The organism is Mediterraneibacter massiliensis (assembly GCF_001487105.1).
Classification (GTDB): domain Bacteria; phylum Bacillota; class Clostridia; order Lachnospirales; family Lachnospiraceae; genus Mediterraneibacter; species Mediterraneibacter massiliensis.
Window position 1 is genome coordinate 1,483,388 of the sequence record NZ_LN913001.1, and the last position, 12,922, is coordinate 1,496,309.

Annotated in this window: 13 protein-coding genes; 12 read left to right on the forward strand and 1 reads right to left on the reverse strand. The window is 42.7% G+C overall.

Going from position 1 to position 12,922, the window contains the following annotated elements:
• Positions 1 to 49: 49 nt before the first annotated feature.
• From rny to BN3282_RS11275, 3 genes are all read left to right on the forward strand, one after another.
• A complete protein-coding gene (gene rny / locus BN3282_RS11265; RefSeq protein ID WP_059069236.1) occupies positions 50 to 1,603 on the forward strand; it encodes a ribonuclease Y in 1,554 nt (517 codons plus the stop codon).
• A 116-nt stretch (positions 1,604 to 1,719) separates the two neighbouring features.
• Positions 1,720 to 2,265 (forward strand): NUDIX hydrolase, encoded by a 546-nt coding sequence (locus BN3282_RS11270; protein WP_059069239.1) that lies wholly within the window; start codon positions 1,720 to 1,722, stop codon positions 2,263 to 2,265.
• Between the two features lie 52 nt (positions 2,266 to 2,317).
• A complete protein-coding gene (locus BN3282_RS11275; protein WP_059069240.1) occupies positions 2,318 to 2,857 on the forward strand; it encodes a stage II sporulation protein M in 540 nt (179 codons plus the stop codon).
• 311 nt (positions 2,858 to 3,168) lie between these two features.
• Here the strand turns inward: BN3282_RS11275 and BN3282_RS11280 are convergent, their stop codons facing one another.
• Positions 3,169 to 4,485, reverse strand: a complete 1,317-nt coding sequence (locus tag BN3282_RS11280; protein WP_059069243.1) for a polysaccharide biosynthesis protein — start codon at positions 4,483 to 4,485, stop codon at positions 3,169 to 3,171.
• A 187-nt stretch (positions 4,486 to 4,672) separates the two neighbouring features.
• On the opposite strand from BN3282_RS11280, the gene BN3282_RS11285 reads away from it, so the two are divergent.
• The 9 genes from BN3282_RS11285 to BN3282_RS11325 all read left to right on the forward strand — a co-directional run bounded on the left by BN3282_RS11285 (position 4,673) and on the right by BN3282_RS11325 (position 12,892).
• Positions 4,673 to 5,134, forward strand: a complete 462-nt coding sequence (locus tag BN3282_RS11285; protein WP_059069244.1) for an RrF2 family transcriptional regulator — start codon at positions 4,673 to 4,675, stop codon at positions 5,132 to 5,134.
• A 73-nt stretch (positions 5,135 to 5,207) separates the two neighbouring features.
• A complete protein-coding gene (gene nifS / locus BN3282_RS11290) occupies positions 5,208 to 6,404 on the forward strand; it encodes a cysteine desulfurase NifS (RefSeq protein WP_059069246.1) in 1,197 nt (398 codons plus the stop codon).
• 19 nt (positions 6,405 to 6,423) lie between these two features.
• Entirely contained in the window at positions 6,424 to 6,867 is a 444-nt protein-coding gene (gene nifU, locus BN3282_RS11295; protein WP_059069248.1) for a Fe-S cluster assembly scaffold protein NifU, read from the forward strand.
• Positions 6,867 to 7,937 (forward strand): tRNA 2-thiouridine(34) synthase MnmA, encoded by a 1,071-nt coding sequence (gene mnmA, locus BN3282_RS11300; protein WP_059069251.1) that lies wholly within the window; start codon positions 6,867 to 6,869, stop codon positions 7,935 to 7,937. The genes nifU and mnmA overlap by 1 nt, the downstream gene beginning before the upstream one ends.
• Positions 7,934 to 8,752 (forward strand): histidinol-phosphatase HisJ family protein, encoded by an 819-nt coding sequence (locus tag BN3282_RS11305; protein WP_059069253.1) that lies wholly within the window; start codon positions 7,934 to 7,936, stop codon positions 8,750 to 8,752. Before mnmA ends, BN3282_RS11305 begins: the two co-directional genes overlap by 4 nt.
• 150 nt (positions 8,753 to 8,902) lie before the next feature.
• On the forward strand, positions 8,903 to 9,916 hold the full coding sequence (gene gap, locus BN3282_RS11310; protein WP_059069255.1) for a type I glyceraldehyde-3-phosphate dehydrogenase: 1,014 nt from the start codon (positions 8,903 to 8,905) through the stop codon (positions 9,914 to 9,916).
• A gap of 86 nt (positions 9,917 to 10,002) precedes the next feature.
• Positions 10,003 to 11,196: a phosphoglycerate kinase gene (locus tag BN3282_RS11315; protein WP_059069257.1), complete on the forward strand. Its 1,194-nt coding sequence runs from the start codon at positions 10,003 to 10,005 to the stop codon at positions 11,194 to 11,196.
• A gap of 28 nt (positions 11,197 to 11,224) precedes the next feature.
• Entirely contained in the window at positions 11,225 to 11,977 is a 753-nt protein-coding gene (gene tpiA, locus BN3282_RS11320; RefSeq protein WP_059069258.1) for a triose-phosphate isomerase, read from the forward strand.
• Positions 11,978 to 12,064: 87 nt separating this feature from the next.
• Positions 12,065 to 12,892 (forward strand): alpha/beta hydrolase, encoded by an 828-nt coding sequence (locus BN3282_RS11325; RefSeq protein WP_059069260.1) that lies wholly within the window; start codon positions 12,065 to 12,067, stop codon positions 12,890 to 12,892.
• The last annotated feature ends 30 nt before the right edge of the window (positions 12,893 to 12,922 follow it).

Below are 12,922 nucleotides of genomic sequence, written 5' to 3' on the forward strand. Positions count from 1 at the left end.
TGTATTTAAGTAAATTTGTACAATGAAAATTAAATAAGGAGGTGCTCCTGTGCCGATAATTGTATGTGTAGTTATTGCTGTGGCCCTCGCGTTGATAGTTGGTATCATTACCCATTTTGTTACGATTTCGAATCTGAGAAAAAATGCAGAATCCAAAATAGGAAATGCAGAAACGAAAGCAAGAGAAATCATTGATGATGCTGTCAAGACTGCTGAAGCGACAAAAAAGGAAGCTCTTTTAGAGGTGAAGGAAGAGTCTATCAGGACGAAGAATGAACTGGAAAAAGAGACGAAGGAGAGAAGAAACGAACTGCAGCGCTATGAAAAAAGAGTGCTGGCAAAAGAAGAAGCCGTAGACAAAAGGTCAGAGGCTATCGAACATCGCGAAGCAAAGTTTACAGCGAAAGAAGAACAATTAAGACAACGTGAAGCCAAGGCAGAAGAACTAAACCAAAAGAGAGTACAGGAACTGGAACGAATCTCAGGATTAACCTCCGAACAAGCAAAAGAATATCTGTTGAAAACTGTTGAAGAAGATGTAAAGCATGATACAGCTAAAATGGTCAGAGAGTTGGAAACACAGGCGAAGGAAGATGCGGATAAAAAGGCAAAAGAATATGTTGTCAACGCGATCCAGCGGTGCGCAGCAGACCATGTGGCTGAAACAACTATTTCGGTGGTGCAGCTTCCAAGTGATGAAATGAAAGGAAGGATCATAGGCCGAGAGGGAAGGAATATCCGAACACTTGAAACACTGACAGGTGTAGAATTGATTATTGACGATACACCAGAGGCAGTGGTTTTATCCGGTTTTGATCCGATCAGAAGAGAAGTTGCCAGAATTGCCCTGGAAAGACTTATTGTGGATGGTCGTATCCATCCAGCAAGAATAGAGGAAATGGTGGAGAAAGCGCAAAAGGAAGTCGACACCATGATACGGGAAGAAGGAGAAGCGGCAGCCTTAGAAGTGGGTGTGCCAGGAATACATCCGGAACTGATCCGTCTTCTCGGACGTATGAAGTTTAGGACGAGTTATGGACAAAATGCATTAAAGCATTCGATAGAAGTAGCGCAGCTGTCAGGCCTTCTTGCCGGCGAGATAGGGCTGGATGTCAGAATGGCTAAACGCGCAGGTCTTTTACATGATATTGGAAAATCAATCGATCATGATGTGGAAGGTTCACATATCCAAATTGGTGCAGATCTGTGTAGAAAGTATAAAGAATCTGCTACTGTTATCAATGCAGTAGAAGCGCATCATGGCGATGTGGAGCCGCAGACGCTCATCGCATGTGTGGTTCAGGCGGCTGATACAATATCGGCTGCACGTCCAGGGGCAAGACGAGAAACAATTGAAACATATACCAACAGATTAAAACAGTTAGAAGAGATCACCAATCAGTTCAAAGGTGTAGATAAATCTTTTGCTATTCAGGCAGGAAGAGAGATTCGAGTAATGGTAGTTCCAGAGCAGGTATCTGATGATGATATGGTACTTATGGCCAGGGATATAGCGAAGCAGATAGAGTTTGAGCTTGAGTATCCGGGGCAGATCAAGGTAAATGTAATTCGTGAATCGCGGGCTACAGATTATGCCAAATAGACAGAATCAGAACAGGCTGATAAAAGTACGACCCTTGTCCTTTGACAAGGGTCTTCTTTAGTTGTGTGCCATGGACGTGTATTGTGCTTAAGTTATTGTAAAAGGAGGAAAATACTATGGAAAATAAAATTAAAAGATTAAAAAGAGAGCTGAAATTCAAGGGGAAAATCTTAGAATTTTACCAGGATACGATGGAAATCGATGGAACGCATACAGCGGTTTGGGATTTTATTAACCATAAAGGCGCGGCTGCAGTTGTGCCTGTCACAAAAGACGGGAAAATTCTGATGGTTAGGCAATATAGGAATGCCTTGGAACGGTACACATTGGAGATTCCGGCAGGTGCGCTGGACAGCACGGAGGAGCCGGGAATTTTCTGCGCCTCAAGAGAATTAGAGGAAGAAACCGGATATAAGAGTGAACATCTTACATGGCTGCTCACTATACGCACAACGGTAGCGTTTTGTAATGAAAAAATAGAAGTCTATGTAGCGGAGGATTTGATGCCATCCAGACAAAAGCTAGATGAAGATGAATTCATAGAAATAAAAGCATATACAATGGAGGAATTAAAAGAGAAAATATTTACGGGAGAAATTGAAGATGCGAAGACGATTTCTGCACTTCTCGCGTATGATGTGAAATTTAGAAAAAAAGAATAAATAGGCGGTCCGGGCATATAATGAAATATCTCAACGATAGGAGGCACACTTTGTGAAGATACTTCATACGAGAAAGCAGCTTTTCATACTTTTTATGCCTGGATTTTTGATTGGTATTTTTTATATCAATCTGCTTGCAAAGCATTATGTGGCAGAACCTGGGATCTTCAGTGACTATTTTTTGAAACAATTTGGAAATGTGGAGATTGTGATAGAAGAATATATATGGTATTTGCTCCGAGTAAGAGTGCTTCCGTTTCTGTTGCTGCTGGGGATTTCATTTACACGAGTCAGAAAAATCGCGGCGGTACTATTCTTAGTGTGGACGGGCATTTCTAGCGGAATCCTGCTTTCAGCGGCAGTGCTGGAGTTAGGGATCAAAGGTAGTTTACTGTGTATGGTTGGGATCCTGCCGCAATTTTTATTTTATATCCCCGCTTATCTCGTTTTACTTTGGTATTGTTATTCCTATCCAAAAAATCATTGGAATTCTCAAAAAACAGTGTTTGTATCCTCTATGATTTTTATAGGGATCATTGTAGAAGCCTATGTAAATCCCATATTAGTAGAAGCATTTTTGTCAACATTATAAATAGAGATTTAATGAAACAACAAACAGTGCAAAATGAAGCGTAAGCGGAATTGAGCAACGCTGCCTTCCACATTTAAGTTTATATTCAAAACGTAAAAAAATCGACTTCACGCTGCTGCGCATTTCCAAACAGAAGTGTACATTTCCTTCCGATTGGAGATATATAACAGCGTGAAGTTGTCTTTTTTTCTAAAATCTAATTGTGGAATCTGCCTTTTGGCAGTGAAGTGAAACTTCTAATTGGAAGAGACAGCGAAGAAACATTGTGTTAGATAAACAGGCATTGACAGGAGTGCTCCGAATACAGTTCGTCAATTAAATTTATCATTCCATTTTAATATAAGTACTGCGCACAGTGTTACTAGAAACTGGCTTGCAAGCAATCCCCATAAGTAGCCTTGTATGCCATATAGGGGGACAGCGGCAAACACGCTCACGATACGTACGCCCAGACCGATCAAATTGATAATGAGAGTGAAAGTTGTTTTGCCTAAGCCGTTTATGATACTTAGAAAAGCTCCGTTTACATAAAGGAAAGGGCAGATCCAGGCGAGGGTGACGATAAATTTCCCAGCAGCAGAACTGCGAAAGATAAAAGAACCGATAAAGGAACCGAATAGTAGAAAGAAGAGACAGCAGGCGAGTCCGAGTATAAAACAGGAGCCGGCTGCTTTTTTTATGAGTTCGGATAGTTTTTTATCATGTCCGGCAGCTTGGTTTTCGGCGACAGCGGGCATCAGCATAATAGAGACAGAATTGGTAAGCGCAGAGGGAAATAAGATGCAGGGGAGGGCCATTCCTGTCAGTACACCATATATACGCAGTGATTGTGAGGCACTGTGGGTATAGAGTTTAAGACAGTTGGGGATAGCAGCAGCCTCTATACTCTGCAAAAGAGTAACAAAAAGTCGGTTGGCAGTTAAAGGAAGCGAAAGTAGAAGCAGTTCTTTTGTGTTATCCGCTGCTTTGTCAAAGGCAAAACGAGGAAGGCGCCAATGCCGTCCCCATAGAGACTTTGCGGAATATAGGGCAGCTGCGAATTCTCCGGCAACAAGACCGGATACAGCAATTAGGACAGAAGGAGTTGTTCCCTGGCTTTGAAGATAAATATACAAAAGAGCAACAGAAGCGATGCGGACAGTTTGTTCTATTAATTGGGAAAGAGCTGGGATTTTTGTTTGTTTCAGTCCGTAACAGTATCCGCAGATACAGCTGTGGACAGCGCTGCAGGGAAGTGCATAAGAGGAAGCGGTCAGAAGAAGTCTACATCTGGGATCGCCTAAAAAAACTTCTGCTATGTAAGCGGAGTTGGCCTGTATAAATAATAATCCTGCAAAGGCAAGAGAACAGGAGAAGATCAGTCCGGACAGCAGTACATTTTTTGCTTCTTTCGGCCTTCCAAGAGACATTTTTCGTGCTACGGTGCGGGATATAGATGTCTGGAATCCTGCGGATGAAAGAGAGATGAACAGTGTATAGACAGGAAAGATCAGCTGGTAAAGCCCGACATTTTCCTCGCCAAAAGCATGGCTCAAAAAGATACGGTAGAAAAAGCCCATAAATCGTGTGGAAAGACCGGTAATGGTCAGAACTATGGTTCCTCGGATAAAAGCATGTTTTTTTGCCATAAAATCTCCTAAAATATATACTTTTTACAACATATTCACAGTTCTGTCTTGACAGAACATAAAGCAGATGATATTCTACAGATGAAAATCCTAGTGAAATAATAGGGAATACAAATGAACAATCATTTTACCACAGAAGCAGGCGAATAAAAAAGTTACAGCAGGCATTCATAAAGAAGGTGAGAATTTGAAATTATCGACAAAAGGAAGATATGGGCTTAGAGCGTTGATCGATCTTGCGCAGTACAGTGAAAATGGCCCGGTATCTATAACGAATATTTCTGGCCGGCAGGATATTTCAGAACGGTATTTGGAGCAATTGATGGCAAAATTAAAAAAGGCGGGGATCGTAGAAAGTATCCGTGGAGCCGCAGGAGGGTATCTTCTTGCAAAACCTATGGAAGAAATCTCAGTCGGTGAGGTGTTAAGAGCGTTGGAAGGAAGCTTGGAGCCGGTCGAGTGCGCGGGTCTGGAGCCGGGAAATGGGTGCAGCGCATCTGATATCTGTGTAACGAAGTATGTATGGCAGCGGATCAATGAGAGTATCAACCAGGCTGTAGATGAAATAAAATTGGAGCAGCTTGTGGAGGAAAGCAAAAAGAAGCAGCATACGGCAGATAGGGTGTCAAAAACAGAATGTGGCAATTAGGAATAGCGAGAAGCAGAAACGATATTCTAAAAGATAGTGTAAATGACAATGCAGCAAGAAGGAGAAAAATACGATGGAAAAATTTATTTATTTAGATAACGCAGCGACGACAAAAACAGCGCCGGAAGTAGTAGAAGCAATGCTTCCTTATTTTACGGAATATTTTGGAAATCCATCCAGCGTCTATGGGTTTGCTTCTCAAAATAAAGAACGGATCATAGAGCAGAAGGAAATAATTGCTTCTATATTAGGAGCAAAGGAAAATGAGATTTACTTTACAGCGGGAGGAACGGAAAGTGATAACTGGGCGCTGAAAGCTGCCGCGGAAGCATATAGAAAGCAGGGAAAACACATCATAACAAGTAAGATAGAACACCATGCAATCCTGCACACATGTGAATATCTGGAGAAACAATATGGATTTGAAGTGACATATCTGGATGTGGATGAAAACGGAATTGTAGATGTACAGAATCTGGAAAAAGCAATCCGTCCAGATACGATCTTGATTTCAATCATGTTTGCAAATAATGAGATCGGCACTATCCAGCCGATCAAAGAAATCGGAAAGATCGCTCATGACCATGGTATTTTGTTCCACACAGATGCGGTGCAGGCGTTTGGACAGATTCCGATCAATGTAGAAGAATGCCATATCGATATGTTAAGCGCCAGCGGACATAAATTGAACGGACCAAAAGGAATTGGATTTTTATATATCAGAAAAGGTGTGAAGATCCGTTCTTTTATCCACGGCGGCTCACAGGAAAGAAAGCGTCGTGCCGGCACAGAAAATGTACCGGGGATCATAGGTCTTGGCAAAGCAGCGTTGCTGGCAGCGGATTCTATGGAAGAAAGGACAGCGCAGGAAAGAAAGCTAAGGGATTATCTGATTGATAAGATTGAAAAGGAGATCCCTTACTGTAGACTGAATGGAGACAGGGTAAAAAGGCTGCCGAACAATGTAAATTTTAGTTTCCGTTTTATCGAAGGAGAGTCGCTGCTGATCATGCTGGACATGAAAGGAATCTGTGCATCCAGTGGTTCCGCGTGCACATCAGGGTCTTTAGACCCTTCCCATGTACTTCTTGCGATCGGGCTTCCTCATGAGATAGCGCATGGGTCTTTACGGCTGACATTGGGCGCGGATATCACCAAAGAAGATGTGGATTATGTGGTGGAGGAACTGAAAAAGATTGTAGCCCATCTGCGCAGTATGTCCCCGCTTTATGAAGATTTTGTAAAGAAACACGCAAATGAATCAATATAAAAAATCAGGAGGTATAAATATGTATACAGAGAAAGTAATGGATCATTTCCAGAATCCAAGGAACGTAGGAGAAATTGAAAATGCAAGTGGGGTAGGTACTGTCGGCAACGCGAAATGTGGGGACATTATGCGGATCTATCTGGATGTAGACGATGAGCAAGTGATTCGAGATGTGAAGTTTAAAACGTTTGGATGTGGAGCGGCTGTGGCGACTAGCAGCATGGCAACGGAGTTGGTGAAAGGAAAAACCATCTACGAGGCGCTTCAAGTGACAAACAAAGCAGTGATGGAAGCACTTGATGGACTTCCGCCGGTGAAAGTGCATTGTTCTCTTTTAGCAGAAGAAGCGATCCATGCGGCATTGTGGGATTATGCGCAGAAGAACGGGATTGAAATCGAAGGTTTGAAAAAACCGAAATCAGATATCCATGAGGATGAGGAAGCAGAGGAAGAAGAATACTGATGAGCAAAGTAGTGGTGGGAATGTCCGGAGGTGTGGATTCTTCAGTTGCGGCCTATCTTTTAAAAGAACAGGGATATGAAGTGATCGGAGTAACCATGCAGATATGGCAGGACGAAGAACAGGCAGTTATGGAAGAAAATGCAGGCTGCTGCGGGCTGCGTGCAGTGGATGATGCGAGACGGGTAGCGGCGGCGTTAGATATCCCCTATTATGTGATGAATTTTAAAGAGGAATTTAAAGAAAATGTGATCGATTATTTCGTGCATGCATATTTGCAGGGAAAAACACCTAATCCATGTATTGCCTGCAACAGGTATGTTAAATGGGAATCTCTTTTAAAAAGAAGCCTTGCGATCGGTGCTGATTATATAGCGACAGGACACTATGCGCGCATAGAACGTCTGGAAAACGGGCGTTTTACACTGAGACGTTCTGAAAATCTGAAAAAGGATCAGACCTATGCACTTTATAACCTGACCCAGGAGCAGCTGAGGAGGACGTTGATGCCGGTAGGTGCCTACAGTAAAGAAAAAATACGCGAGATTGCTTCCAGAATACATCTTACAGTGGCAGACAAGCCGGACAGTCAGGATATTTGTTTTGTCCCTGACGGTGATTATGCTTCCTATATAAAAGAAAATACAGACAGACCGATTGCGGAAGGAAATTTTATATCTGCGGAAGGAAAAATCTTGGGAAGGCATAAGGGTATCATACATTATACAGTGGGACAGAGAAAAGGACTCGGACTTTCACTTGGGTATCCGGCTTTTGTGTTGGAGATACGTCCGGAGACGAACGAAGTAGTGATCGGAACACATGAACAGTCATTGACCTATACATTGCGTGCGAACCAGCTGAATTTTATGGCTGTAGAAGAGCTAAGAGAACCTATGCATGTCTTTGCGAAAATAAGATATAATCATAAGGGAGCATGGTGTACGGTAGAAAAAATAAATGACGAAGAAGTGCTCTGTACTTTTGAGGAACCACAGCGGGCAGTCACTCCCGGACAGGCAGTTGTCTTTTACCAGGACGATTATGTTTTAGGGGGAGGAACCATATTATGATACGAAGTGATTTTCATATGCATACAGCATTTTCAGGAGACTGTAAAGCTTCCGCCCGTGAAATGATAGAAGGAGCGCTAAAAAAGGGGATGCGGACCATTTGTATCACAGATCATAACGATAAGGATTATCCTATACATGAAGATGACACAGAAGATGATTTTGTGTTTGATGTGGAAGAATACTTCCGCATATTGCGAGAACTGCAGCAGGAATATGCCGGAAGGATAGAAATACGTATCGGGATTGAACTGGGGCTCCAGCCGCATCTGGGTGAATATTATGAGAAATTGGTAAACAGTTATCCTTTTGATTTTGTGCTTGGTTCTGTGCATGTAGTAAATGGCAGTGATCCTTATTATGGAGAAATATTTCGAGGACAGACAGACAGAGAGGCGTATGAGCAGACATTTATCACAACATTAAAAAATATAGAAATGGTGAAAGATTTTGATGTTTTGGGCCATCTGGACTATGTAGTGCGGTATGGAACATATGGCATACAGGAATATTCATATAGAGGATTTGCGGAATATATAGACGAGATCTTAAGAAAAATTATCGCGCAGGGCAAGGGATTGGAAATGAATATGGCGGGAATGAAATATGGCCTGGGATTTGCACATCCACATCCGGATATATTGAAACGATATAAGGAGCTGGGTGGAGAGATCGTTACGATCGGGGCTGACGCGCACTGTCCGGAACATATCGCCTATGATTTCAGGAAGGCGGGGGCAATCTTAAAGGCCTGTGGATTTGAATATTATACAGAATTTAAAGAAAGAATGCCGATTTTTAAACATGTTCCATAAAAATATATTTAGTACTTGAATTTTTGTTCTTGTTTTAGTACAATGAGTCTAGTTGATGAATCTTTAACAAAGTTTAGGGGCTTGTTGGAGATTTGCAATAAAGACCGGGGATCCGGTCAACAATTTTTAAAACTTTAGGAGGAATTAATCATGGCAGTAAAGGTAGCGATTAATGGTTTTGGACGTATCGGACGTCTTGCGTTCAGACAGATGTTTGGAGCAGAAGGATATGAGGTTGTTGCGATCAACGATCTGACATCTCCGAAAATGCTGGCTCACTTATTAAAATATGACTCTACACAGGGAAAATATGAACTGGCTGATAAAGTAGAAGCAGGTGAAGATTCTATCATTGTAGATGGAAAAGAAATCAAGATTTACGCAAAAGCAGACGCAAAAGAACTTCCTTGGGGTGAAATCGGCGTAGATGTAGTTCTGGAATGTACAGGCTTCTACACATCCAAAGCAAAAGCACAGGCTCACATTGACGCAGGTGCAAAGAAAGTTGTTATCTCTGCTCCGGCGGGAAATGACCTTCCTACAATTGTATATAATGTAAACCACGAGAAGCTGACAAAGGAAGATAATATCATTTCAGCAGCTTCCTGCACAACAAACTGTCTGGCACCGATGGCAAAAGCATTGAATGACCTGGCACCGATCAAATCTGGTATTATGTGTACGATCCATGCTTATACAGGCGATCAGATGACACTGGATGGACCACAGAGAAAAGGAGATTTAAGAAGATCTCGTGCAGCAGCATGCAATATCGTTCCAAACAGCACAGGCGCAGCGAAAGCAATTGGTCTTGTTATTCCAGAACTGAATGGAAAACTGATCGGTTCCGCACAGCGTGTTCCAACTCCGACAGGTTCTACAACTATTCTGACAGCAGTCGTAGAAGGAAATGTTACAGTAGATCAGATCAATGCAGCTATGAAAGCAGCAGCTAATGAATCTTTTGGATACAACACAGATGAGATCGTATCCAGCGATATTGTCGGCATGAGATATGGTTCTTTATTCGATGCTACACAGACAATGGTTCTTCCATTGGAAAATGGTACAACAGAAGTACAGGTTGTTTCATGGTATGACAATGAAAATTCTTACACAAGCCAGATGGTAAGAACGATCAAACACTTCGGAACATTACTGTAATCCGAAAAAAGAAATTGACTCACAAAGGGTCCGGTCTTATTTGGGCCGGACTTCTTTATTTAAGGAAAATCAGGAGGCAAACGACAATGCTTAATAAAAAATCAGTAGATGATATTAATGTAAAAGGGAAAAAAGTACTTGTAAGATGTGATTTCAATGTACCGTTGATCGATGGCAAGATCACAGATGAAAACCGTCTGGTGGCAGCACTTCCTACAATTAAAAAGCTGGTAGCTGACGGAGGAAAGATTATTCTTTGTTCTCATCTTGGAAAGCCGAAGGGTGAGCCGAAACCAGAGCTGTCCTTGGCGCCGGTAGCAGCAAGACTGACAGAACTTCTCGGACAGGAAGTGAAATTTGCGGCAGACCCGGAAGTTGTAGGTCCAAATGCAAAAGCGGCGGCAGAAGCGATGAAAGATGGGGAGATCATCCTTTTGGAAAATACCCGTTACAGAGCAGAAGAGACAAAGAACGGAGAAGAATTTTCAAAAGAACTGGCATCCTTGTGTGACGTATTCGTAAATGATGCATTTGGAACAGCTCACAGAGCACACTGCTCTAACGTGGGAGTTACAAAGTATGTAGATACGGCAGTTGTAGGATATTTGATGCAGAAAGAGATCGATTTCCTGGGCAATGCAGTGGAAAATCCGGAGAGACCATTCGTAGCGATCTTAGGAGGTTCTAAGGTTTCCAGTAAGATCTCTGTTATTGAAAATCTGTTGGAAAAAGTAGATACTTTGATCATCGGCGGCGGAATGTGCTACACATTCAGCAAAGCCCAGGGCGGTAAGGTTGGAAAATCACTTCTGGAAGAAGATTATTGCCAGTATGCGCTGGATATGATCGAGAAGGCAAAAGCAAAAGGCGTGAACTTGCTCCTTCCAGTAGATTCAGTGATCGCAGATGATTTTTCGAATGACGCAAATACAAAAGTTGTTGCACAGAATGAAATTCCAGACGGCTGGATGGGGCTGGATATAGGACCTGAAACAGCAAAATTGTATGCAGAGACAGTAAAGACAGCAAAGACAGTCGTATGGAATGGACCAATGGGATGTTTTGAAATGCCTAAATTCGCAAATGGCACAGAAGTAGTGGCAAAAGCACTGGCAGAGACAGACGCAGTTACGATCATTGGCGGGGGAGATTCTGCGGCAGCAGTAAACCAGCTCGGATATGGAGATAAGATGACACATATCTCCACAGGCGGCGGCGCTTCTTTGGAATTCCTGGAAGGAAAAGAACTGCCGGGCGTAGCGGCAGCTAACGATAAATAAAAATATAAAAGAAGAAAGAGAGAAAAAGATGGCAAGAAAAAAGATTATCGCAGGTAACTGGAAAATGAATAAAACACCGAGCGAGGCAGTTGCTCTTGTAGAAGAACTGAAACCATTGGTAGCAAATGAAGAAGTAGATGTTGTGTTTTGTGTTCCTGCGATCGATATCGTACCAGTCGTAGAAGCATGTAAAGGAACTAATATCCAGGTTGGTGCAGAGAACATGTATTTTGAAGAAAGCGGAGCTTATACGGGAGAAATCTCTCCGGCAATGCTTGTAGATGCAGGTGTGAAATATGTAGTACTTGGACATTCTGAGAGAAGAGAGTATTTCGGTGAGACAAATGAAGATGTGAATAAGAAAGTCTTAAAAGCATTTGAGCATGGCATTACGCCGATCATGTGCTGTGGAGAGACTTTAGAGCAAAGAGAACAGGGCGTAACCATGGATTTCATACGTCAGCAGGTAAAAGTAGGCTTCCAGAATGTGACTGCAGAACAGGCAAAGAAAGCAGTTATTGCATATGAGCCGATCTGGGCGATCGGGACAGGAAAGACTGCAACGACAGAACAGGCACAGGAAGTATGTGCAGGGGTCCGCGCATGCATCGCAGAGATATATGATGAAGCTACAGCGGAAGAAATTCGTATTCAGTACGGCGGTTCTGTAAACGCTGCGACTGCTCCGGAATTATTTGCACAGGCTGATATTGATGGCGGTCTTGTAGGAGGAGCTTCCTTGAAAGCGGATTTTGGCAAAATTGTAAACTATAATAAATAATAAGCAATAAGGTAAGGACCCGTTTCCCTGGCTGATGTCATTGGAAACGGGTTTTCTTAAGGATATTGCCTGCGGGAGGATGATGATATGATATACGATACAATTTCAATACAGGCAGAGGGCTCTTTGGATTATGCAAGGCTTCAAATATATATACTAGACAGTACTCCCGGCTACCAGGAGGGACTTTTGCGTCCGATGATCCTTGTGTGCCCAGGCGGAGGATATGAGCATACGAGTGACCGGGAGGCGGAACCTGTAGCGATGCGTCTGCTTGCAATGGGATACCATGTGGGCATACTGCGGTATTCTACTGCTCCGGCAAAATATCCTACAGCTCTTTTGGAACTTGCTCAGGCTATGAAGACTGTACATGAAAATGCTCAAAAATGGCATGTAAATATAAAGAAAATCTTTGTGCAAGGATTTTCGGCAGGCGCACACTTGGCGGCAAGCCTTGGAGTATCCTGGAATCAGGAACTGGTATACAAAAGCACCGGGATTCCGGCAAAGAAGCTAAGACCGGCAGGCATGATCCTTTGTTATCCGGTGGTTACTTCTGAAAAGGGATTGGCACATGAAGGAAGTTTTCAAAACCTGCTTGGAGAAGTTGAAAGAAAAGAGTGGGAGAAGATTTCCATAGAAAAGCAGGTAGGGATACATTGTCCCCCTTGTTTTATATGGCATACGTGTACAGATGAAACGGTTCCGGTAGAAAATGCACTGCTTCTTTTTTCTGCCCTCAAAAAGGCGGGCGTAAGTGTGGAACTGCACATCTATCCGGAAGGAAAACACGGACTGTCTTTGGGGGATGCCTCTACAAGTGATCCGGAAGGAAATATGATCTGTGAATCTGTCCAGTCCTGGATTTCCCTATTAAAAATATGGCTGGCAAGTCAGACGGAAGAAAAATGACAAAGTATCCGATTGCAAAATCTATGAAAA